Below are 21,459 nucleotides of genomic sequence, written 5' to 3'. Positions count from 1 at the left end.
ATACATATATAGGCAGCAGTAAACTCTATCCTTTGAGAGGTGAAGTTCTTGAATGTAAGAATCGTCAACCGCAAGCTTGCTGTTCATGAGTTCAATATCATAGGTGTGAGTATTTCTTCTGTTTTGCTGATCGGAGATGCAGAATCCATCTCCGCGGGTTCTACTTTCGATACTCCCCCCACCTCTCTTGTAGTCGGCCCTCTCCTTGTGCCTATTCAGGGTATTCTTGAACCTGCACCCCAGAATACAGCACCTCCAGAAACCGGTGCTTCTGTTCCGTTAACACCCGCTCCTCCTGCCGCAGCCTCTCCACCCGCAGGAGCAGCACCTCCTGCACCATCTGCAGGAAGCGGAGGAGCTCCTGCAGGAACATAAAAAAACAAAAAGCCAGTTTCCCAATAAGGGAGACCGGCTTTTGTCTTTATGATTTCAATTATTGATTACCCTGCTTGACCCACTCGGCAACATTAACCGTACGCTTCGCCTGATGCTTCACGGCACCCTGAACATCTTCAACCATATTGCCGCTCTGGTCGACAGTAACACTTGTGCCGTAAGGGTTTCCTCCCGCTCCATATAGCACTGGATCCGAATAGCCAGGCGTGGCAACAATCGCACCCCAATGGTACATCGTTGTATACAACGATAAAATGGTGGCTTCCTGTCCCCCATGAGGGTTTTGAGCTGAGGTCATGGCGCTGACCACCTTGTTAACCAGCTTCCCTTGAAACCAAAGGCCTCCTGTTGTATCCAGAAACTGTTTTACCTGTGCCGGGACGTTTCCGAAACGGGTCGGCACACTGAAAATAATGGCATCTGCCCACTCAAGATCGCTCAGTTGAACTTCAGGAACATGCTTTGTCTCCTCCACATGAGCTTTCCACGCAGCATTGGATTCAATCGCTTCTGGTGGCGCCAGTTCGGGAACCTTCAAAACTTTGACTTCCGCTCCCGCTTCTCTTCCACTTTCAGCAGCCCAATTCGCAAGTTGATAGTTTGTTCCTGTCGAGCTGTAATAAATGACAGCCAGATTGATTGCAGCCATTCTATTCATCTCCTTTTTAAAAAGTACACTATTTTCTTACTACCCTTAACATAACCTATTAAATATAATTTAAACCTCTATTTTTAGTTAATAAGGAATTGTAAGTATGTACCTTTAATTTATAGGAAATGATCTTATTTTTTGTTGCCTGTTCTAAGAATAATTACCTGATTGATATCATAAAAGTCTGCGGTTGGCTTAATATAGGCAATGCTCGTCAGGCCATATGGATCCGGCTTTACTTTAACAATGGTTCCGATATCCAAATTCGGAGGCAATATTTCTCCAAGTCCTGAAGTGACTACCTTTTCACCTTTTTTCAGATTTTTGTTCAGAATGTCACGGACCATTAAATACTTATTGCTCGGGTCAAAACCGTTCAATATACCGTTCACATTTTTTTTGCCTTGAATGGCGGCAGAAATACGATATCTTTTATCTTTGCTTGACAGCAGCTTCACTTCCGAGAGTGTAGGCTTTACCTGTGTAATCTTGCCGATCAGTCCATCCTTGGTCATGACAGCCATGTTCTCTTGAACGTTATCTTTACTTCCTTTGTCAATAATAACCGTCTCATACCAGTTGGCCGGATCTGCATCCCTGTGCATCACACTTGCCTGCAATGGATTATATTGCTGCACTTCTTTTGTTTTATCAACAACCGTCTGAAGGTTTTTATTTTCACGCTTCAATTCCAACTGCTGGACAGACAGCGTTTTCTGTTCCTCCAGTTTCGCCTTTAAAACCTTGTTTTCTTTTTCAATCGAGGCCATATCCTTAACATTTTGGACAATATTTGAAACGGATTGCTGCCCGGGAATCGTAATATTCGTAAAATAATACAGCAGCATTACTGCTAATACAGCGATACAAACCAACAGCAGTAAAAATCGCAAACTAAAAAATCTCATGAATGAAACTTCACCTTTCACATTTATCTGTTAATGAATCATTTTAAATTAATCATGTCATAGACAGAGACGCTTCGTCACATACGTTCCATCATAACTAATATCCGAAAGAAATTCGCATTTAGTGATTGATTTACACACAATGTTCAAATTCAGCCGTAAAACTTATACCATTGTACCATGAAATATAAAAAATGGTGCCAGCCATCTTGGAAATTCGATGAACCGGCACCATTGCATTTCTTAGCTTTATTTGTGTTTATGATGAAAAGGACACTTGCCTTCAATCGGTTTAACATCGTCGCCGATAAAATATTGCTTCCATTCTTTGTGTTCGGGATCTCCATAATGGCTGATGTTGGGATGAGTCGGCAGGTTGTCCCACTTCTCAACCCGTTCCCTTACCTTTTCACGGGACATGATGCCACCCTTTGATGTACCTTCCAGTCCTTCAAAGATACGTCGGGGCTGGAATCCGAGCACCAGGCTGTTCCCCAGATCCCGTGTCTTTCTTTGTTTGTAGGCGGGCGCATTTCCAAACACGAAGAATGGCTCTCCAGCAAACGTAAAGTTCCACAGATAGTGGTCCGGGTCGACCGGCTTATCCTCCGGCCAGGGAACGTTATCTACTTCATGCATATATTGAAGAAGGTTCCAGAAGTACTCTCTATAATAAGGTATGGATTTTTCATCACTTTCCGGCTCTACAAATACAAACAATCCGTGCCGGATCAACTTTGGTGCGTCGAACAGCTCCAGGAATTCTTCAACGGCACCTGGCAGGTTGGACCAATCGTCGCGGGTAACATAGGCGTAACGCAGCTCACCCTTCTTTTCGGCATTCATCCCGAAATAGCACGGAAACGTCTTGTCTGTTACCGTTTGATGAAAATTCTCGTACTCATCGATTACCCATTGCGGCACGATTTCCGGGTTCGTCATATCTTCTTTCTCTAAGAGATATCGATTGGCTGTTTTCAAATTACCACTCCCATGTAAAAATCTTGTACATAAGAGCCGTTTCCCTTATACCGAGTTAATTAAACAGTAAGAAGGTTAATTGGAATACCTTACCAATGGCAATGTGCAGCATCTGAAGGAGCCGCCGGATTTAATAATTTCCGAAAGATCTACTTCAATGACTTCATAGCCTCTTTCCCGCAGTTTGCGGTTAACCTTCTTATTAAAAGGCAGACTAAATACTTTCTTATTCCCAATGGAAAGAACGTTGGTGCCCAAAGTAAATTGTTCTTCCTGGCTCACTTCAATAAGATCATACATTTTGGATAGAATATCGAGTTCTTTTTCTTGAAAAGCAGGAGGGTAGATTAACGCTTCCTTGGGCGAAAGAATATTGAAGACACAGTCCAGATGCAAATACTTTTTATCAAATGGAATGGCCATCACATTTTTTTCGGGAAGATGTTGTTGAAGTGCCTTAATAGAAATGTTTGAAGTGCGGCCGCTCACCCCGACAAACACATTTTCACGGTCGGCAACCACGTCTCCGCCTTCAATTTTCGTGCCAGGCAGCGGCTGCATATTTACCTTTTGGGAAATAAGCCATTTTTTTAATATTTCTTCCTCACCTTTTCGGATCGTGCTACCCATGTTACAAAGAAAAACAGTCGAATCGATAGTAAAGCCGATATCACGGGTAAATACCTGTTCCGGGTATTGCTGATCTGGTTTCAATTCAACAACTTCCACCCCCTGATTGCGAAGAGCATGCACAAATTCTTTATGCTGGGTGGAGGCTAAGCTTCTGTTTATATTTTCGCGGGCATAATGCCGTTGGGTTTCATTGATAACCTCTGAGATGGACATGTACTGTGGCTCACATACAATAACGCGGGCAAGATAATCATATTCGCTTTGGCATTTGATGCTTTCTGTGGGCTTCAATGCGATAGACATGTGGTTCCTCCGATTCGATTAGTTACTATTTTATTTCCCATTGTATGCTTCCCTTTAAACATCAGGCAAAAGAAAAGCAGCTGTCGAAGCGACAGCTGCTCTATTCTTGTTTATCTATGATTTTCTACCGGAGAACTTGTTCTTGCAATTGATTCTATGATTGTGGCCCAATCTATGTGATGCAGTTCATGGCCAGAACCTTTAAGGGAGATCAATTGAGAATGTGGAATCGCCCTGGCAAGCGCCTTCCCGTGCTCATAGGGAAGAGCAGGATCTTCCGTACCATGGATGACCACTGCCGGAACCGCTATCTCACCCATCCGGTCGTAGTATTCTTCTCCGCCACCCAGCAGCGCATGATTAAACCTGCTTTGCAGCTGTCTGGCCCGGTCTACTTCCCTTTCTGCCAGCCGGTACATTCGTTCCTTTTCAAATGGCTTGGAGCCCGCCAGTGTTTTCCATCCATCAGCAAGATAGGCAATAACCGCTTCCCGGTCGGACCAGTCTATGGAAGCATTCTTCGCATGATGCTCAAGAACTTTCGGATCCATCGGCGGAAGCTTCTCCTGTTCCGTTCCGAACACACTTGAAGCAATCAGGGTAAGTGAAAGGACTCTCTGGGGGTATCGAACAGCAAGGATCTGGCCGACCATTCCCCCCATGGACATGCCGACAATATGAGCTTTTTCTAAAGAATACGCATCCAGCACTTGTATTGCATCATCAGCAAGGTCGGTAATGCTGTAATTGGAAGTCCCGGGCTCATACACAACGGATTTGCCCAAATCGCGGTGATCATACCGAATGACAAATCTTCCTTTCGATGCCAATGCGCTGCAGAAGTCTTCATCCCACCAATCAAGCGAGGACATGGCTCCCATGATCAGTAAAATGGCCGGATCCCCCGGTTTCCCAAAGTTTTCAGTACAAATATTCATTCCATTACAAGATATTATTTTTTCCTTCATAACGATCCCTCCGTACTTTTTATTATCCAACGCCGGCTGAATCAGGCGCAGATCCTTTACTCGTAACGGAGCAGCAGGTCTGCACCTGTCATTATCTGACTCTCATCCATTTGATAATCATGACGATGCAGCCTCCTTTGATTAAAATTGTGGGGATATCCCCCTTTCACTATACCATGGTATACGGGAAAATAATCCAATTACTTCTTAGCATTTTTCTATTCAGCAATCGACTTTTATTAGTCTTGAAGGTTAATAATCTATCTTCAGAGAATAGATTAAAACGCAGGTTTGGAAAGGGGATTATTACGATGGCTGATGAACTATTTGAGAATCCAAGACTCGCTTCAATTTATGACCCCTTTGACCCTGATCGTTCTGATTTAGATGCTTACGAATCCATGGTTCATGATTTTGGGGCTCATACTGTACTTGATATCGGTTGCGGAACCGGGACGTTTGCCTGTCGTCTGGCAGTGAAAGGGATGGGGGTTATTGGGCTGGACCCGGCTGCGGCGTCATTAAAGGTGGCTAAAACAAAGCAAGGGGCTGATCGTGTAAGGTGGATTCACGGAAGTGCCCGGAACCTGCCACCTTTAAAGGTAGATCTTGTTACAATGACTGGTAATGTTGCTCAGGTCTTCCTGACCGATAAAGAGTGGAAAGAGACATTACTTGCCATTCGAGACACTTTGCATCCAAGCGGACGATTGGTGTTTGAAACACGAAAGCCAGAGTCACAAGCATGGTTGGATTGGAACAAAGAAAAAACCTTTACGAGGGTTAATGTGCCTCATTGTGGGTTTGTCCATGGCTGGACCGATGTGACTGAAGTTTGGAACTCCTTCGTGTCTTTTCGTTCGACTTATGTTTTCGAAAACGATAATCAGTCCATTTCCTCAGATTCCACATTACGGTTTAGAAGCTTTCATGAAATAAACAAAACTCTTAACAGTGCAGGTTTCTCAGTGGAAGATGTAAGAGAAGCCCCAGACCGTCCAGGACGGGAATACGTGTTTATAGCCCGTCCAAATGAAATATGAGTTGAAAATACAAAAACCATTGCTGGCTGCAGTGGTTTTGCTTTTTCTGCTATATAAAGTACTCCTTATAATAAAACGCTGTGGCAATAACTGAACAGACCGTATAGCCGACAGCTGTATAGAAGGCAATACCGGGAGAAAAAGCCCTTTTTTCCTCTTCCTCTTTTATTCCTGTCTGGGCCTGTGCCTGAAGTCTCGCTTTGTTGGAGAAAAATCCACCGCTTGATGTGAAAAACTTCAGCAAAACTGCTGATGCGAGTCCGATGATAAATGCCACATCGATAAATAAAACGTTGGCTGCCCATGAGCAGACGAGGTTGAGTACGACTATCCCTATTAATGTAATACTGAACGTAACGATTGACCTCTTCATTGCTTCGCCTCCGCGTATCTCATATCTGACAACGTCACTGGCACTACCAGGACATCATATCCTTCTTTTACTCCTGTACAGCCTTCGAGTTGTATTGTGGAACCACTAAAGGCTTTACATTTATATGTTTTCCGTTCTCCAAGAGAAGGTACCGTATTTTTGTAGATGATTTGTTTTCCGTTATATTCCAGTGTATTCTCGTAAATCTTGTCGCCCAGAAAATAATGGATACTAGTCTTAAAAGGCATGCCCTGCTCCGCTTCCTTCTTTAAGCGCAGCATGTATTCAAGATTCTTGGTTTTGCTGTCAGGTATCCATTTTTCGTTTAAATACGAAACTACTTCTCCCTTCTTAGTCGCTTCTTTCACTACTTGTTGTTGTTTCATCTCGGTTTTCGTAATGGTTCTTCCTGAGGCGGGATCGAGCTTACCGTGATTCGTCACCAGAGAGGTCGATAAAAAGAAGAGCAATGCACAAACAGCGAGACTGGCAGCTGTCATAACCAATGGACGTTTGCGTTTTGTCCTATTTTCCGTCTCCATGCTTCTGTACCGCTGATGCACCGCCTTCCGGTTGCTTTCATCAAACTGATGGTCATTAAAGACCGTTGTCTTCAGTTGATTTCGTAATCCTTTGAGCTCTTCCATTTTTACTTCCCTCCTTTGATTGCATCTTTTAGCAGCGATCTTGCTTTCGTTAATCTGGATTTGACCGTACTCAGGTTGGTGTTGAGTGTATTGCTGATTTCCTGAAGGGTTAGTTCTTCATAATAGTATAAAAAAATAATTTCGCGGTACTTCAATGGCAGCTTGAAAATGTGCTGAGAGAGCATCTTCTTCTCATCCCTGTACAGAGCGATTTCCTCTACAGAAGAAGATGTTCCTTTTATGTACATTTGAATTTTATGGGTCACCATGGAATAACGGTAATGCGCGCTTTTTACATAATCTTTGCAGTGGTTTGCCGCAATCTTGTACAGCCATGTTTTTACCTTCGCCTCCCCCTTGAACGTATCCGCCTTCTCATAGACCTTAATGAAGACTTCCTGTGCCAGGTCCTCGGCCAGATTCCATTCCTTCACATAGGTGTAGCAAAGATACAGTACATCGTTACCATACTCCTTCATGAGTTGTTCCATGGTCTCTTCTTGTGTCATTGCTGCTGTTAAAACTGGCTTTCTGCTAAATGACTGTAAGTGCATGTGTTCACTCCCTCCACCCCTCTCTATAACTATAGACGAAGCAGACCTGGTAAAAGTTGATAAATTTTAAAAAATAGCAAACAAAAAAGGACCCTGACCAGGATCCTTCATGCTTAAGAATGGCTGTTCACTTTTTCTGCTTCAGTTTCTTCGCTTTCGCTTTGCCAGCCTTTGCAAATGTCCACCCATTCTTTGGCTGAGGCATATGTATACAATTCATCACATGTCAGTTCGATTGCGGAGCTGGGGCTGCCGCATGCCGGAAAGAGGGTGTCGAAGCGCTTCATGGATTCATCGAGATACACGTCGAGTTCATTTTTCAAACCGAAAGGACACACTCCCCCTACCGCATGGCCTGTTTGGTCAAGAACCTCTTCCGGTGAAAGCATTCGGGCTTTAAATCCAAACCGCTGGCGGAACTTCTTGTTATCTATCTTCGCGTCTCCTGCTGCCACGATTAAGATTGCCTGCTCTCCCTCTCCCCTGAACGACAGGGTTTTTGCAATCCGTGCAGGAATAACGCCAATCGTATCGGCCGCCTCCTGGACCGTTGCACTGGATGCTTCAAATTCCATTACATCCTGTTCACGGTTAAATTGTTTGAAATGTTGTCTAACACTTTCAATAGCCATTTCTATCATCCCTTCCAAGCAGATATTTCTAGCATCTTATCATTTCTAGTCAAATATATCGAAAAAAGCGATCACGGCTTAAAGTGCTGCAGGACGGTTCCACTTCCTTCGGCCGCTTCCACTTCCGCCCAGGCTCCATTAATGAATGTGATCTGAGGGGGCACATGCCCGCAATCTATATCATAGATGACCGGAATCTTCAGTTCTTGGGCAATATCTTGATAAACATCTTCAACTGTATATCCGCCTACTGGCTCATTGGCGGCACTTCGGCCAAACACGATACCTGCGCATCCGTCAAACCAGCCGGCCAGCTTCATTTGCACCAGGGATCGGCGAAGGTCTGCTGTATTTAGCTCGCAGTTTTCCAGATACCAGATCACTGGCTCTCCTGCAATATGTTTTTCTTTAAAGGCAGCGACATTGCCATAAGGAGTGCCCACCAAATGGCGGATGACATCAACACAACCGCCCAACAGGCGTCCTTTAATTTTTTCTGCCCTACGCGATACTGTTTTCCATTCGGTTTTTTCAGTCAGATGAAACACGTGTGGCGAAGGATGTTTATGGTCCCATTTTTCCTGATACTGAGCGGAAGAATGCTGCAGCACCGAACGGTCTTCTGTTGTGTACAATACCGTTTCCCACAAAGCTGTTGTGGCATCCGTCTCTTCTCCACGCAAATCGATCAGGCAAGTGCCATGTGCCGTTGCCATTCCTGTCGTTAATGTGGTTGCCAATAGCAGAGCACTAATGTCTGAATAACCGAGGATCCATTTTGGTTTTTCTATCGAATAATCAACAAAAGGCAGCATTTCGATTAACAGTTCCCCGCCCCATGGAGGGATAATAAGATCGACGTCGCTTCTTTTCATCATGTCATTGAATTCTGCTGCTCTTACTTTGGCATCCGCGGATTTTGCCTTTTGCTGTGTCCATGGTGTTTCTCCTAAGACCACTTTGTAACCCGCTTGTTCCAGCCTTTCCTTTGCCTGATGCAGAAGCGGATGAAGATCGGAATTCAGACCCGAGGATGGCGCAGTGACACCAATTGTTGCTTCTTTCTCTAAAGTCGGATAAATAATCAATGCCGTTTCCTCCCTTTACAAGCTTTTATTCATAACCGCTCGGTTTCCATTCACGAGATATCCGTTTTTCTCATAAAACCTTTGCGCAAGTCCGTCGGTTGCTGTTAACAAATAAATGCTCTGGACTCCTCTTCCCTTCAGTTCTTCTTCCAGTAGTTTTAACATTTTTGATCCATAGCCCTTCCCTTGATTCTCTGAATTTACGCAGCATTCCGCGATGTAGTAGGTGAGTCCCTGGAAAGTTCTCTTACTGTTGCCTGCGATGAACCCTGCCAGCTCTTCCCCTTCATAGAACATGAATCCGAAAAACTTTGGGGTATTCACCAGATCGTTCAGCCTTTCCCCTGCCGTTTCATGGGTCCAGCTCTCGTTCCATGGTTCACGGTTGAATACCTTTTGGTACAGCGTAACGCAGCCATTCACATTCTCATTGGTCATCAATACAGTGGTGAGCGGCACGGCAGTTCTTCCTTTCTCTTTTTGAAGTACGAAATATTCCGTCTATTATAACAAAAACGGTTCAGTTGTTTAACTGAACCGTTTGACTCCCTCTTTTGAATAATCCATTCTGGCAAAGGGCATACCGGACATGGTTTTTACAACCAGGACAGCAGAAAAAATACCGAACAGCCCGCCCGTCACAACATCCACAGGGTAATGCACCCCTACCCAGACACGGGATATAGCGACTAAGCACGCAATAAACATCCAGATGGCTCCTGTCTTTCTTTTAAAAAGCAGCAATACCGTACAGACAGAGAAAAAAATAATGGAATGGTCGCTAGGAAAGGAGTTATCAATCGCGTGGTCAATCAACTGGTTGGCGTCCGGCAGTACGGAAAACGGCTGATGATGGGAATAGAACAGCCCTGCCAGCCTCCCGAAAATCTCTGCCACCAGACAGCTTACAATCGCAAAACCCACCATAATCCGATTCCGTTTTGAACGGGTCAAAACATAACCAATCAACACCATTCCTAATATGTACAGCATATACTCTGCCATAAAGACCATAAAGGGATTTAAAGCGGACCAGGAATCTGCCAGCTGATTGATGCTTCGAAACGTTTCATTATTAAATTGAGTAAAATCCATTCGTTACCCCCTATTATTTTCAAGTATCCTTTTTCTTCTTTTTCTCTTTCTAATGTATATGGAAAATAAACGGGCCGGCATCGAAACATCTTACAATTCTCTTACAATGTTGTAAGAACTTCCTTACCGTTATTTGCATACAGCCGCATATTGGCCTTTTGTTACTTCAATTAAATCTTGTGGAGACAATTCTACTTGATGGCCAATTTTCCCCGCGCTTACAATGACCGTCTCCAGTCCGGCTGCTTGTTCTTCTACTATGGTGACATAGAGCTTTTTCATCCCAATGGGTGAACAGCCCCCACGGACATATCCTGTGACAGAAAGCAGTTCTTTGACCGCGAGCATCTCTACTTTTTTCTCGCCAGCCGCCTTTGCTGCCTTTTTCAAATCCAGTTCCGCTTCCACCGGAATCACAAAAACGTAATAATCCTTTCCAGCCCCCTGTGCCACCAGTGTCTTATATACCGTTCCAGGCTCTCTACCAATTTTATGGGCAACAGAAACGCCGTCTATTTTACCGTCATCCGTACTGTAATTCATTGATTGATAATCCACTTTGTCTTTGTCCAAAATTCTCATCGCATTTGTTTTTACTTTTTTCATCAAAAACTCCTTCTCTCTGCCATTACAAGTTTCGGCGGTTATTCCCTGCATATCGTAAATTTCACTAAAAGAAAAACACCCCTAAATTCTAGACACTGTCTAAAATTTGTGGTGCAGTACACGAACGTGTCATTTACTTTACCTTTTTGATTATATTAATGAATGAATGATGTTTGATGCTGTATGCAATCAAAGATACAACGGTTGATGTAACTACAGCTGTACCAATGACAGTGGGTATCCCATATGTATAGTAACCACCAAATAATAGCATGAAAATTAAGGGAAATCCAAACCATTTGGAAGCAAAAATGCTTCTTATAAAACTCATATTAATAACCCCTTTAGCGCTGTTCTTTATTATTTACGAGTATTAGCATTATTTTCCCTTCTTTTAATTATAAATCAGGTCCCTTTTATGTAAATTCATCATTTTGCAAGACTGTCCTAAGTTGTTCTTCTCTTTTCGATTTAAACATGGTATACTTATCTCTGCGATGAGCTTATTTTGCATAAGACGAGATTGACCCGCCGATTTTAGGCAATGCACAAATGTGGAGTGCTGTCTCTCGCCGCAAAACGCCAAAAAGACGTCCTTTGGGACGTCTTTTTTTATTACATAAATTTTTTTATGCTTTCACTCCATGAATAGCGCTCAACGCTTGTAAAAGATACTTTCTAAATTCCTCATGGTTTTCACTCATTGGGAAGTGGCCGATGCCCTCCATTTCAATAAATTCAGCATTCTTAATCTGGCTGGCAGTACGTTTCCCGGCTTCAGGTGGTGTTAGGTAATCATAACTCCCTGTAAGCATGACCACTTTTACTTTATCCCCTTGAATTTGCTCAAGCTTCCCGCGAAGGTCGTGATCAACAGAATAGTAATACAAGTCACCTTTAAACGCTTCTGCACCTTGAGAATAATAGAACCAGGTCGCCCAGCGTTCTTTATCTGGAGATTGCGGAGCCATTAAATCCCAGACCCCGCTCGCACAAACCTGTGCCGCGTTAGCGTGGGGATGCTGCCACCAGTCCAGATAAAATCCTGGTGAATAGTCAGCTCCTTCCACAGGAATAACTGCATCAAAACGATCGGGGTAATGAAGAGCAAGCTGAAGTGCTACGTTACCGCCAAAAGAGGATCCCATGAAAATCGGGTTCTCCAGTTCAAGAGCATCGCAAAAAGCCACAATGAACTTGGTAAAAAAGTCTGCTGTTAATTTATATTCTTCCTTCCACCATTCTTTATTAAGCGGCGGATCGGATTTGCCATGACGGGGCAGGTCATAGGCAATTACACGGTAATTCTCGGTAATTTCTTCATCCTCCAGCAGACCGCGCCATTGGTGGTTATGGCATCCTGCTGTATGCTGGCACACAAGAGGCTGTCCTGTTCCGTTCTCCAAATAAAATACCTTGTACTCTTCTTCCTCCACGTCAAAGGAAACATACCGGCCGACTACAGATGATATCTTAGCATTTGCCATTTTTTATCCTCCTTTAATTGTTCTTGATTTAAGCTGGTATTCCAACAACCCGCAGAAGCTCTAACTGAGTGGTCAGGCACCGGAGATTTTGCATCAATACAAGCAAATCACCCTCCAGCTTCATATCCCGCTGAAAGCTTGCCGCAAAAATCCCATGATACATTGGCGGCGGAGTTGGCATTGAAAACTTGCTCCATGTGTCTTGACTTGCCCGGATGGCAAATTGATAAGGATCGAGCGGGCCAGGATCCATCGTGATCTTTTCAATTTTCCCGCCGTGGGTTTGTACGAGAATTTTGGTTGTTTCCATATCTAATAGATAAGAACATGAAAAATATTTTCCGTGCGCATTTAATTCTTCATTTGAATCATTAAGCTCTTTGAAGCGATTGGACCAGTCATTTGTCGTAGTAACTGTCATATTATTTCCCCTCCTAATAATTTGATAGCGTTTTCAAAAACTATTTAAAGGAGCTGAATAACCCGGCATTCCTGCCAGGCTATTCAACAACTATTTACTGAATATCATTCTTGTATTCCATATAAACTGCATGGGTCACGAGGAAATCTCCGATACCATGCTTGCCGTCCGCACCGCCAAGGCCGGACTTTCTCTGGCCAGCGTGATAGCCCTGGATCGCTTCAAAGTTTTCACGGTTGACGAACGTTTCCCCATATTTCAGTTCATTGGCTGCCCTCATCGCTTCGTGCACATTCTCGGTGTAGATGGAGGAAGACAGTCCATACTCGGAATCATTTGACCATTCAATCGCCTGATCAAGAGTGCTGTAGGTCACAACCGGCAAAACAGGTCCAAAGATCTCCTGCTGGATAATTTTCATGTCCTGGGTGACATTCGTAATAACGGTTGGTTCATAAAAGAACCCCTTATCCATATTTGCACGCTTGCCGCCCGTTGCCACCTTGGCTCCACTGCTCACCGCATTCTCCACCATTTCATGCACGGTTTCCAGTCTGTCCTGACTGACCAGCGGTCCCATCTCTGTACGATCTTCTGAAGCATTGCCGACGGTAGTATCTCTCATGGCGTTGACCATCTTATCGACAAACGCATCAGCCACGCTTTCATGAACATAAACGCGTTCTGCATTCGTACAAGCCTGTCCGGCATTCGTGATCCTCGACGTTTTGATCTTTTCTACGGCCAAATCAAGATCCGCATGCTGGGTGACGATGGCCGGTGCTTTGCCGCCAAGCTCAAGGTTCACTTTTGTGATATTTTTCGAGGCGGCTTCCATGACCTTCGCCCCGGCACCGATGCTGCCAGTCATCGTTATGATGCCTACTTTCGGATGGGAGGCCATCGCATTGCCAATCACAGATCCTTTACCTGTAACCAGGTTATACACACCGGCCGGAATTTCATCCTTCATTCCGTCAATGAGCTTGGTGAACTCAACCGCCGTGTTCGGTGTCTGCTGGCTTGGCTTAAGAACAATGGAGCATCCCGTAATAAGCGCGGTCGCAACCTTTCTGGCCAAAATAAACACCGGGAAGTTCCATGGGACGATCCCCGCTACGACGCCTATTGGCTTGCGGTAAATAAATATATTTTCATTGGGCCGGTCGCTGGGGATGATTTCCCCTTCGATACGGCGCGCCCATTCAGACATGTAGTGGAAATATTCAATGGCTGTATCGACCTCCATGCTGGCCGCATCATACGGTTTGCCCTGTTCTTCAGACAGCAGCTGAATGAAGGTTTCTCTTTTTTCCTGAATTAAATCCCCAAGTTTCCGTACTGCTTTTCCGCGCTTAAAGCTAGGCACCTTCTCCCATTGCTTTTGCGCTTCAAATGCTGCATTTATCGCTTTATCAACATCTTCTTCTGTCCCGTTATAAATGGAAGAGATAACCTCCTCCGTTGATGGGTTTAAAATATCAATCGTTTCATCGGATGTGGAAGGTACGTATTCACCATTAATGTAAAGCTTATGTGGTTGCACTAAAAAATCCTCCCTTACTTCTTTTAAGTACATCCGTTATCTTCCACATTTTAGATATGGTGAAACATTATGGGTTTTTGAATACCCGCCATTTTGATCAATTTACCCGCCATTTTGATCAATTTACCCGCCATTATTATAAAATACCAGCCATTATCAACGATTTACCCGCCATTTCCCGATTATGTAAACATCAAACTCCCCAGTCATGTCATGTCCCGTCCATCTTCATGCATACAATTAAGGAGTGGACAAGAAGGAGTGGCGGAATGAACGATTGGATAACATTGATTCATTTTATTGTGCTGGGGTTAAGTTTAGCCGCACCGATCGGGCCGATGAATATAGAAGTTATGAGACGGGGATTGACGGAAGGTTTTTTCGCCTCATGGTGTGTGGGGCTTGGTGGATTGACAGGAGATATACTGCTGCTGCTCGGCATCTATATCGGATTGGGAAAGGTCATGCAGATACCGGGTGTACAGATTGGCATGTATATAATCGGAATTGTTCTCTTATCGTTGTTGGGCTGGCAAAGCTTCAGCCATGCGTTTCGGACAAAAGAAAGACAAGATACGGCTTCTAAAGAAACCAGCCCAAAAGGTGCCTTCATGACAGGACTTATGATATCCATTGCCAATCCAATCAGTTTAATTTTTTGGTTTGGTGTGTTTGGTACCTCCCTGCATGTTCTGACTGCCTCCCATTCGGCGGTCTTTTCGATACTTTGCAGCTTTGCCATTATACTTGGCTTATTTTTATGGAATCTTAATTTGGTGTTCACTGTTCATTTTTCCAAACGGCTGTTGAGCCTGAATGTGATGAGAACCATTATGGTCTTGGCCGGACTATGTCTGTTGGGTTTCGCTTGCCATTTTTCCTATCAATTATATAATTTAATTCTATGAATTTATCGTAAAAGGAGGGTCGTCATGGGAAATGTATGGGATGCTGAATACGTCGTTACTCCCTCACTCGCCGAGCTGCTAATTGAAGCCCAATTCCCTCAATTAACCCCAGTCTGTGTAACTGAGCTTGGCAAAGGTTTTGATAATACGGTCTACTCCGTAAACGAACAATATGTATTTCGTTTTCCCCGCCGCTCCATTGCCGTCCCGCTTTTGAAAACAGAGAATGCGTTACTTCCCCAACTGGCAAGGGTACTGCCCATTCCGATCGCCACTCCTTGCTTTTTTGGCCGCCCGGAACCTGGCCTGTTTCCCTGGCTGTTTACAGGATATCACCTTCTTCCCGGACGACTGCCAGGAAATTTACCCTATGAACAGCGCATAAGATCGGCAGCTGCTCTCGCAATCTTCCTGCGGGAGCTTCACTCCTTTCCTGTTGAAGAAGCGCTAAAAATGGGAGTGCCCTTTGATGATCTTGACCGGCTGGATGTTAACTTACGAAAACCAAGGCTCTTGGAGTTTTTGGAGAAAATAAAAGCAATAGGATTGTACAATGAGGTTGATAAATTGATCCAAATGGTCTTGCACACCTCTCCTCATCACACTGGCGCACAAACCTTTCTTGTTCATGGGGATCTGCACATCAGGAACATGATTTTAAATGAGGATGGAATCATATCAGGTATTATCGACTGGGGTGACGTTCATGCGGGACACCCTGCTGTGGATTTATCCATCATTTATAGTTTTCTTCCTCCCGAGGGCAGGGAGCGTTTTTATTACATTTACGGTGAAGTGACGCCAGAGACCAAAGAACTTGCAAGGTTTAAAGCTCTTTATACCACAGCGATCCTCCTGCTCTATGCTCATGACACAGGAGATTTGCACCTGCAAAAAGCTGCCGCTCAAAGCATGGATCTTCTTCGATCCTGAGCGGCAGCTTTACTTTATAGCGGAAACCGCAAGATAACGGTCGTCCCCTTTCCTTCTTCACTTTTCAGTTCCATGGTTCCCTCATGAATCTGCATAATCTTCCTGGATACCATTAAGCCGAGACCGATTCCTTTTTCTTTATTGGAATAAAAGGGCTCTCCCAGCCGGTCAAGGCGCTCAGCCGGCATGCCCTGTCCATCGTCCTTAAGGGTTATGCACACTTGCTGTTCATCCACAGCGGCAGAAATCCAAAGGTTACCGCCATTCGGCATGGCATCTGAAGCATTTTTGGCTAAGTTTAACATCAATTGACGAATGTGTTTTTCATCACATTTGATAAAAGGAATATCAATATTCAGATCGGAAATTATTGTAATGTTTTGCAGAAAGGGCTCTTTCTTCATCTGTCTCAGGAGATCTTTCAAGATAAGGGATATATTTTTCTTTATCAGCTTTATTTCATGGTGGGGCTTGGCAAGGATGAGAAATTCATGAAGAACTTGCTCGATCGTTTCAAGCTCAGACATAATGATCTCAGCATATGGAATATTTATATGCTCGTTCATTTGCATGAATCCTTTAACCGTCGTTAAAGGATTTCGAATTTCATGGGCAACCCCGGCAGCTAGCTGACTGACAATCTCAAATTTCTCCGCTTTTTGGATCTGTTGTTCCTTTTCTTTGAGGTCGGTGATATCCTCCCAGATGCTGACGTTTTTGAACACTTTATTTTTAACGGGAAACACAGGATATCTGCGCCACCGAATCCAGCGCTGTCCTCTTTTGGGATGATTCAGGCGGTAATCTATATTAATAATGGTTTCGGGACGCTTTCCACCGGTGGTACGCACCGCTTCCTGATCTTCAGGATGGATGCATTGCAATGCATGTACCGGGTGGTTCAGGATCTCAGCCAGCGGCTTGCCTAAAATATCCTCACCGCCAGCGCTTAAAAAGTAGATTTTGGAGAAATCGGGGGAATGGATGCAAAAGTTTTCCTTTGCATTCTCTGTAATTTCACGCAAAATTTCCTGGCTTTCCTGAAGTTTGTGAAGAACGTTCTGAAGTTCGGTGTAATCTTTTAAAAACACGGCTATACCGTTATCCGTGGGATAGGTGCGGATATCAAAATATTTTCCGAACGTTTTTGAATACACTTGAAAATTGCATGGAACCTGCTCTTCGATGGTTTTTCTGAAGTTCTCTTTAAAAGGATGCTGCAAAACAACCGGGAAAGCATCCGATATCACCTTGCCAATCAGGTCCTCGGCAGGAATCTTCCACATTTTCTGCAGCGGCTTGTTCATGTAGGTGAACCGCAATTCCTCGTCCAATGTGTAGAAACCGTCCGTTATGCTTTCGAGAATCGTTTCACACCGCTTATTGGCTTCCTTCAATTCCTCAGTTTTTCTTCCCAATTCCCACTCGATCCGTTTCCGCTTTGTGATATCTCTTGTTACAGCACTTAATGCGATTACATTGCCACTATCGTCCTGGATTGGAGAGATCGTAACACTTACGGAAATTAATTCCCCGTTCTTTTTCAATCTCTGTGTTTCAAGATTTTCAATTCTCTGGCCGGTTTTCGCCACCTCCAGATAATGAAGGAAACTTGGATACAGCAACGGTGGAATGGTGGATAATGTTTGTCCGATCATTTCATTTTGGGTCCAGCCGAACAATTCTTCAAAAGGCCGGTTTATGGCCAGTACATTTGTTTCGGGATCAATCATTACTGCCGGATCTGCTTGTTTTTCAATGACGGCCTTGTGCATATCAATCGTTACTTTCCCATGACTGACAGGCGAGAGAATACCTTTCAAATACAGCATCTGTTGATCAACAATCGCTCCATGGGTCCATTTCAACTGTCTGATATCCCCTGTTTTGACCAGAACCTGGCAATCGAACTGGGCAAATTCCGAAGTGCTCAGCCCGCTGCTCCAGCGTGTAAACTGCTCATGCAGTTCAGGTGGAAAAAAACTGATCAATGGCCGGTGAAGGGTTTCCTGCTGTTCATAGCCGGTGAGGTTATTCCAAGCTGAGTTTGTCTGTTGGATAAGGCCTTTTTCATTGCAAACAATATATATTTCTTCGGATACTTGAAAAAACCACTCTGCATTCAACTCTATCCCTCCTTTTCTTCTAATGATGAACCACAAATCCAAAAATTTCACCCGCTATTTTTTTACAATTATACTTCTCCGTTTTCTGTATCGGCCAAACCTGTGATGTTTCAATTCAAGTAAAAAAAATTCTATAAAAAAGAAGGAAATCTTTTTTAGATTTCCTTCTCGCTCAACGCCTCTTCTTTCTTTTTCAATTCCATATGCTCCACATGGGCAGCTCCCCACTTGTGCATGGCATCCATGACCATTTCCAGGCTTCTTCCGTATTCGGTAATTGAATATTCTACTTTCGGAGGAATCTGAGGATAAACCTTTCTTTGGACAATATCCTGCTCCTCAAGCTCTCGCAGGTGAAGAGTAAGCATGCGCTGAGTAATATCAGGCATTAACCTTCTGAGTTCATTAAAACGCAGTACATCTCCATTCAACAGATGTTGTATTATAACCGGTTTCCACTTTCCTACAATCATATCCAGGGCCACAACGACCTGGCATTGCTCCGGATTCTTCTTCATGTTGCTGCCTCCACTTTTACAGTACCTTTTTTTATACTATACCACATAAATGTGCCTACTTCACAAATTCAATCCTAAGAGTGATAATAACACATGCACATGTTGTGCGTTGAAATTTAGGAGAAAAGGTGGAATTAACAATGGCAAAAGTATTATACATCACTGCCCACCCTCATGATGAGGCTCAATCATTTAGCATGGCTGCCGGAAAGGCATTTATCGATGAATATAAAAACTTGAATGCCGGAGATGAGATCGTTCATATCGATCTTTATAAAGAAAACATCCCGCAAATTGATGCAGATGTATTCAGCGGCTGGGGAAAACTTCAAAGCGGTAAAGGCTTCGAAGAATTATCTGCAGGAGAAAAGGAAAAAGTGGAGCGTTTAGGTCAGCTTAGCGAGCAATTCGTTGAAGCCGACAAATACGTTTTCGTTACACCGCTTTGGAACTTCTCATTCCCGCCTGTAATGAAGGCATACCTTGACTCTGTTGCCGTAGCAGGAAAAACATTCAAATATACAGAGCTTGGGCCTGTAGGCCTTTTAACAGACAAAAAAGCAATTCACATTCAAGCTCGCGGCGGCATCTATTCTGAAGGCCCTGCAGCAGAACTTGAAATGGGTCACCGTTACCTTGGCATCATGATGAACTTCTTCGGTGTTCCTTCATTCGATGGCGTGTTTATCGAAGGACATGCAGCATTGCCGGAAAAAGCACAAGAAATCAAAGAAAATGGTGTTGCACGCGCTAAGGATGCAGCTCGCACTTTCTAAAAAAATACTCAATCAAGCAAGGCAGATCTTTCACTGAGATCTGCCTTTTTTGTTTGACTAAAAAAGCACAGGATCGAACGCCTCTTGTAAATAGCTGTTGATCAGGGGAATCGTAAATTCCTTGTTATATTTCTCAGAGGCCACACATCTTCCATCCCATTGAAGTGTATCCAGCTTGGTTTCGCTGTCTTCATTTCTCAACAGGATAGAAATGATGCCATTGGGTGACCGTTCAAAACAGAGCACCCTTTGTTTGATCATGATTTGGGCAAAGACACCGGGGATAGATTGATTAGTTACAATGTTAATTTCATCCGTTTTTTCTTCTACTGATTTTAATTTGTACTTCATATCACCAAAAAACACGTTAATGGAATGCTGGGCTTTATCGATATGAACACGAGCGTTATGGTCCAATATGTACATTTCCCTTACCTTTTGAATGAGTTTTTCTGAATATGACATACATCGCACCTGCCTTTTTCTTTTCCTGCAATACATTCGATAATCACACAAAAATTTCCTTCCTGTTTCTGTCTATTTTTCTGTTTTAACGTCATTTTGTGTCTATGTAATATCACTCTTGTAAAAAGGACAGACTATATTAAGTTTTGAACGAGACCATAAGCACATTGTTTTATCGCACAATTCGGATTGTGTTACCATGATTTTGATTATAATTCTTTTAACCACAGGAGGAGTCTTGTCCATGCCACATCTTTTTTCTCCACTAACCATTAAAGATATTACACTTCGAAACCGAATCGGTGTCTCACCCATGTGCCAATACAGTGCGGAAGACGGAATGCCCAATGACTGGCACTTCGTGCATTTAGGATCACGTGCAGTCGGTGGCGCCGGTCTTGTGATCGTGGAAGCTACTGCCGTAGAACCAAGAGGACGCATCTCACCAGAAGACCTGGGAATTTATACGGATGAGCATATCGAACCCTTCAAACGCATCAATGCCTTTTTGAAAGAGCATGGTGCCGTCCCAGGAATACAGCTCGCCCATGCTGGAAGAAAAGCTTCCACCTACAGCCCATGGAAGGAAAAAGAAGCACCCGCTGCCGGAGTACCAAACGACCAGGGCGGCTGGGATGTAGTCGGACCGAGTGCCATCCCGTTTAATGACGGATACAAAGAACCGAAGGAATTGAGCGTGGAAGAAATCAAGGACATTCAGGAGAACTTCCGCCTGGCCACCATCCGGGCACGGGAAGCCGGCTTTGAATGGATGGAATTCCATGGTGCACATGGATACCTGGCTCACAGCTTTTACTCCCCGCTATCCAATAAGCGTACAGATGAATATGGCGGAAGCTTTGACAACCGTATCCGTTTTGTATTGGAAACGGTCCGTATCATGCGCAAAGAATGGCCGGAGAACCTGCCGTTTACTGTCCGTATTTCATCTACAGACTGGGTGGATGACGGCTGGACACTGGAGGAATCCGTGGAACTGTCCAAACGCCTGAAGGAAGAAGGCGTAGACCTTATCGACTGCAGCTCAGGCGGCAATCTTCCAAAAGCGCCGATCCCGGTTGGTGCTGGTTACCAAAACCTTTTTGCTGAAAAAATCCGCCAGCAGGCAGGTATTGCAACAGCTGCCGTCGGCATGATCACACAAGGCATGCAGGCAGACGAAATTATTCGCAACGAAAAAGCAGATCTCGTTCTGCTGGCCCGCGAGCTTCTCCGCGATCCATACTGGCCGCTTCGTGCTGCGGAAACCGTGCATAAGAAAAACGAACTACAAATCCCGCCTCAATACGAGCGGGGATGGTAAGAAAAAGGGCAAGGGTGCTGCGGCATCCCTGCCCTTTTTTGATTTCCTGGGAAAATCTTTTCTTGGTGGTTATGGC

Annotated in this window: 25 protein-coding genes; 6 read left to right on the top strand and 19 right to left on the bottom strand. The window is 44.1% G+C overall.

The genetic code is table 11. The features are described 5' to 3' along the window. Positions 1 to 48: 48 nt before the first annotated feature. Positions 49 to 375 carry a hypothetical protein gene (locus QYB97_RS25185; RefSeq protein WP_356948172.1) on the top strand — a complete coding sequence of 109 codons (327 nt, stop codon included), beginning with the start codon at positions 49 to 51 and terminating at the stop codon, positions 373 to 375. 58 nt (positions 376 to 433) lie between these two features. Here the strand turns inward: QYB97_RS25185 and wrbA are convergent, their stop codons facing one another. From wrbA to mle, 5 genes are all read right to left on the bottom strand, one after another. Next, a complete protein-coding gene (wrbA, locus tag QYB97_RS09060) occupies positions 434 to 1,045 on the bottom strand; it encodes an NAD(P)H:quinone oxidoreductase (RefSeq protein WP_301165662.1) in 612 nt (203 codons plus the stop codon). 134 nt (positions 1,046 to 1,179) lie between these two features. Beyond that, a complete protein-coding gene (mreC, locus tag QYB97_RS09055) occupies positions 1,180 to 1,956 on the bottom strand; it encodes a rod shape-determining protein MreC (RefSeq protein WP_301165661.1) in 777 nt (258 codons plus the stop codon). 249 nt (positions 1,957 to 2,205) lie between these two features. Beyond that, a complete protein-coding gene (locus QYB97_RS09050; protein WP_301165704.1) occupies positions 2,206 to 2,898 on the bottom strand; it encodes a YqcI/YcgG family protein in 693 nt (230 codons plus the stop codon). A 114-nt stretch (positions 2,899 to 3,012) separates the two neighbouring features. Further along, positions 3,013 to 3,873 carry a dimethylarginine dimethylaminohydrolase family protein gene (locus QYB97_RS09045; protein ID WP_301165660.1) on the bottom strand — a complete coding sequence of 287 codons (861 nt, stop codon included), beginning with the start codon at positions 3,871 to 3,873 and terminating at the stop codon, positions 3,013 to 3,015. Between the two features lie 110 nt (positions 3,874 to 3,983). After that, entirely contained in the window at positions 3,984 to 4,841 is an 858-nt protein-coding gene (gene mle, locus QYB97_RS09040) for an alpha/beta fold macrolide esterase (RefSeq protein WP_301165659.1), read from the bottom strand. A 311-nt stretch (positions 4,842 to 5,152) separates the two neighbouring features. Here mle and QYB97_RS09035 point away from each other — a divergent pair, with 311 nt between their 5' ends. Then, positions 5,153 to 5,884, top strand: a complete 732-nt coding sequence (locus QYB97_RS09035) for a class I SAM-dependent methyltransferase (RefSeq protein ID WP_301165658.1) — start codon at positions 5,153 to 5,155, stop codon at positions 5,882 to 5,884. 49 nt (positions 5,885 to 5,933) lie between these two features. On the opposite strand, the gene QYB97_RS09030 is transcribed toward QYB97_RS09035, so the two are convergent. The 11 genes from QYB97_RS09030 to aldA form a co-directional block, all read right to left on the bottom strand. After that, positions 5,934 to 6,257 (bottom strand): hypothetical protein, encoded by a 324-nt coding sequence (locus QYB97_RS09030; RefSeq protein ID WP_301165657.1) that lies wholly within the window; start codon positions 6,255 to 6,257, stop codon positions 5,934 to 5,936. Then, the gene (locus QYB97_RS09025) at positions 6,254 to 6,904 is read right to left on the bottom strand and encodes a hypothetical protein (protein WP_301165656.1); all 651 of its coding nucleotides are present in this window, start codon (positions 6,902 to 6,904) and stop codon (positions 6,254 to 6,256) included. Before QYB97_RS09025 ends, QYB97_RS09030 begins: the two co-directional genes overlap by 4 nt. Positions 6,905 to 6,906: 2 nt before the next feature. After that, positions 6,907 to 7,458: a sigma-70 family RNA polymerase sigma factor gene (locus QYB97_RS09020; RefSeq protein WP_301165655.1), complete on the bottom strand. Its 552-nt coding sequence runs from the start codon at positions 7,456 to 7,458 to the stop codon at positions 6,907 to 6,909. 113 nt (positions 7,459 to 7,571) lie between these two features. Further along, positions 7,572 to 8,090, bottom strand: a complete 519-nt coding sequence (locus QYB97_RS09015; protein ID WP_301165654.1) for a YbaK/EbsC family protein — start codon at positions 8,088 to 8,090, stop codon at positions 7,572 to 7,574. Positions 8,091 to 8,161: 71 nt separating this feature from the next. After that, positions 8,162 to 9,178 (bottom strand): S66 family peptidase, encoded by a 1,017-nt coding sequence (locus QYB97_RS09010; protein WP_301165653.1) that lies wholly within the window; start codon positions 9,176 to 9,178, stop codon positions 8,162 to 8,164. A 15-nt stretch (positions 9,179 to 9,193) separates the two neighbouring features. Continuing rightward, positions 9,194 to 9,637 carry a GNAT family N-acetyltransferase gene (locus QYB97_RS09005; RefSeq protein ID WP_301165652.1) on the bottom strand — a complete coding sequence of 148 codons (444 nt, stop codon included), beginning with the start codon at positions 9,635 to 9,637 and terminating at the stop codon, positions 9,194 to 9,196. 69 nt (positions 9,638 to 9,706) lie between these two features. Beyond that, positions 9,707 to 10,273: an undecaprenyl-diphosphatase gene (locus QYB97_RS09000; protein WP_301165651.1), complete on the bottom strand. Its 567-nt coding sequence runs from the start codon at positions 10,271 to 10,273 to the stop codon at positions 9,707 to 9,709. Positions 10,274 to 10,402: 129 nt separating this feature from the next. Then, positions 10,403 to 10,879: a Cys-tRNA(Pro) deacylase gene (ybaK, locus tag QYB97_RS08995; RefSeq protein ID WP_301165650.1), complete on the bottom strand. Its 477-nt coding sequence runs from the start codon at positions 10,877 to 10,879 to the stop codon at positions 10,403 to 10,405. 629 nt (positions 10,880 to 11,508) lie between these two features. Beyond that, positions 11,509 to 12,366 (bottom strand): alpha/beta fold hydrolase, encoded by an 858-nt coding sequence (locus QYB97_RS08990; protein WP_301165649.1) that lies wholly within the window; start codon positions 12,364 to 12,366, stop codon positions 11,509 to 11,511. Between the two features lie 28 nt (positions 12,367 to 12,394). Next, on the bottom strand, positions 12,395 to 12,787 hold the full coding sequence (locus QYB97_RS08985) for a hypothetical protein (RefSeq protein WP_301165648.1): 393 nt from the start codon (positions 12,785 to 12,787) through the stop codon (positions 12,395 to 12,397). 94 nt (positions 12,788 to 12,881) lie between these two features. Then, positions 12,882 to 14,333, bottom strand: coding sequence for an aldehyde dehydrogenase (gene aldA, locus QYB97_RS08980; RefSeq protein ID WP_301165647.1), 1,452 nt, complete (start codon positions 14,331 to 14,333; stop codon positions 12,882 to 12,884). 269 nt (positions 14,334 to 14,602) lie between these two features. On the opposite strand from aldA, the gene QYB97_RS08975 reads away from it, so the two are divergent. Both QYB97_RS08975 and QYB97_RS08970 read left to right on the top strand, forming a co-directional pair. Beyond that, entirely contained in the window at positions 14,603 to 15,241 is a 639-nt protein-coding gene (locus QYB97_RS08975; protein ID WP_301165646.1) for a LysE family translocator, read from the top strand. Positions 15,242 to 15,265: 24 nt separating this feature from the next. Further along, entirely contained in the window at positions 15,266 to 16,174 is a 909-nt protein-coding gene (locus QYB97_RS08970) for a phosphotransferase (protein WP_301165645.1), read from the top strand. A gap of 14 nt (positions 16,175 to 16,188) precedes the next feature. Here the strand turns inward: QYB97_RS08970 and QYB97_RS08965 are convergent, their stop codons facing one another. Together QYB97_RS08965 and QYB97_RS08960 are read right to left on the bottom strand one after the other, a co-directional pair. Then, the gene (locus QYB97_RS08965) at positions 16,189 to 18,300 is read right to left on the bottom strand and encodes a PAS domain S-box protein (protein WP_301165644.1); all 2,112 of its coding nucleotides are present in this window, start codon (positions 18,298 to 18,300) and stop codon (positions 16,189 to 16,191) included. A gap of 155 nt (positions 18,301 to 18,455) precedes the next feature. Continuing rightward, entirely contained in the window at positions 18,456 to 18,818 is a 363-nt protein-coding gene (locus tag QYB97_RS08960; protein ID WP_301165643.1) for a winged helix-turn-helix transcriptional regulator, read from the bottom strand. Between the two features lie 140 nt (positions 18,819 to 18,958). Here QYB97_RS08960 and QYB97_RS08955 point away from each other — a divergent pair, with 140 nt between their 5' ends. Continuing rightward, the gene (locus QYB97_RS08955; protein ID WP_301165642.1) at positions 18,959 to 19,594 is read left to right on the top strand and encodes an FMN-dependent NADH-azoreductase; all 636 of its coding nucleotides are present in this window, start codon (positions 18,959 to 18,961) and stop codon (positions 19,592 to 19,594) included. A 57-nt stretch (positions 19,595 to 19,651) separates the two neighbouring features. Here the strand turns inward: QYB97_RS08955 and QYB97_RS08950 are convergent, their stop codons facing one another. Further along, a complete protein-coding gene (locus QYB97_RS08950; RefSeq protein WP_301165641.1) occupies positions 19,652 to 20,059 on the bottom strand; it encodes a hypothetical protein in 408 nt (135 codons plus the stop codon). A 244-nt stretch (positions 20,060 to 20,303) separates the two neighbouring features. Here QYB97_RS08950 and QYB97_RS08945 point away from each other — a divergent pair, with 244 nt between their 5' ends. Further along, positions 20,304 to 21,383 (top strand): NADH:flavin oxidoreductase/NADH oxidase, encoded by a 1,080-nt coding sequence (locus QYB97_RS08945; RefSeq protein WP_301165640.1) that lies wholly within the window; start codon positions 20,304 to 20,306, stop codon positions 21,381 to 21,383. Positions 21,384 to 21,459: the final 76 nt, after the last annotated feature.

Source organism: Fictibacillus fluitans, assembly GCF_030418125.1.
Classification (GTDB): domain Bacteria; phylum Bacillota; class Bacilli; order Bacillales; family Fictibacillaceae; genus Fictibacillus_C; species Fictibacillus_C fluitans.
The sequence above is the reverse complement of the archived record's forward strand: the minus strand, read 5'-3'. Positions and strand labels throughout refer to the sequence as shown.

Excerpts from the sequence above, each read along its gene's own strand:
- wrbA (WP_301165662.1), bottom strand. The coding sequence starts at position 1,045 with ATGGCTGCAATCAATCTGGCTGTCATTTATTACAGCTCGACAGGAACA.
- mreC (WP_301165661.1), bottom strand. The coding sequence starts at position 1,956 with ATGAGATTTTTTAGTTTGCGATTTTTACTGCTGTTGGTTTGTATCGCT.
- QYB97_RS09050 (WP_301165704.1), bottom strand. The coding sequence starts at position 2,898 with ATGACGAACCCGGAAATCGTGCCGCAATGGGTAATCGATGAGTACGAG.
- QYB97_RS09045 (WP_301165660.1), bottom strand. The coding sequence starts at position 3,873 with ATGTCTATCGCATTGAAGCCCACAGAAAGCATCAAATGCCAAAGCGAA.
- mle (WP_301165659.1), bottom strand. The coding sequence starts at position 4,841 with ATGAAGGAAAAAATAATATCTTGTAATGGAATGAATATTTGTACTGAA.
- QYB97_RS09035 (WP_301165658.1), top strand. The coding sequence starts at position 5,153 with ATGGCTGATGAACTATTTGAGAATCCAAGACTCGCTTCAATTTATGAC.
- QYB97_RS09030 (WP_301165657.1), bottom strand. The coding sequence starts at position 6,257 with ATGAAGAGGTCAATCGTTACGTTCAGTATTACATTAATAGGGATAGTC.
- QYB97_RS09025 (WP_301165656.1), bottom strand. The coding sequence starts at position 6,904 with ATGGAAGAGCTCAAAGGATTACGAAATCAACTGAAGACAACGGTCTTT.
- QYB97_RS09020 (WP_301165655.1), bottom strand. The coding sequence starts at position 7,458 with ATGCACTTACAGTCATTTAGCAGAAAGCCAGTTTTAACAGCAGCAATG.
- QYB97_RS09015 (WP_301165654.1), bottom strand. The coding sequence starts at position 8,090 with ATGGCTATTGAAAGTGTTAGACAACATTTCAAACAATTTAACCGTGAA.
- QYB97_RS09000 (WP_301165651.1), bottom strand. The coding sequence starts at position 10,273 with ATGGATTTTACTCAATTTAATAATGAAACGTTTCGAAGCATCAATCAG.
- ybaK (WP_301165650.1), bottom strand. The coding sequence starts at position 10,879 with ATGAAAAAAGTAAAAACAAATGCGATGAGAATTTTGGACAAAGACAAA.
- QYB97_RS08990 (WP_301165649.1), bottom strand. The coding sequence starts at position 12,366 with ATGGCAAATGCTAAGATATCATCTGTAGTCGGCCGGTATGTTTCCTTT.
- QYB97_RS08985 (WP_301165648.1), bottom strand. The coding sequence starts at position 12,787 with ATGACAGTTACTACGACAAATGACTGGTCCAATCGCTTCAAAGAGCTT.
- QYB97_RS08975 (WP_301165646.1), top strand. The coding sequence starts at position 14,603 with ATGAACGATTGGATAACATTGATTCATTTTATTGTGCTGGGGTTAAGT.
- QYB97_RS08970 (WP_301165645.1), top strand. The coding sequence starts at position 15,266 with ATGGGAAATGTATGGGATGCTGAATACGTCGTTACTCCCTCACTCGCC.
- QYB97_RS08960 (WP_301165643.1), bottom strand. The coding sequence starts at position 18,818 with ATGAAGAAGAATCCGGAGCAATGCCAGGTCGTTGTGGCCCTGGATATG.
- QYB97_RS08955 (WP_301165642.1), top strand. The coding sequence starts at position 18,959 with ATGGCAAAAGTATTATACATCACTGCCCACCCTCATGATGAGGCTCAA.
- QYB97_RS08950 (WP_301165641.1), bottom strand. The coding sequence starts at position 20,059 with ATGTCATATTCAGAAAAACTCATTCAAAAGGTAAGGGAAATGTACATA.
- QYB97_RS08945 (WP_301165640.1), top strand. The coding sequence starts at position 20,304 with ATGCCACATCTTTTTTCTCCACTAACCATTAAAGATATTACACTTCGA.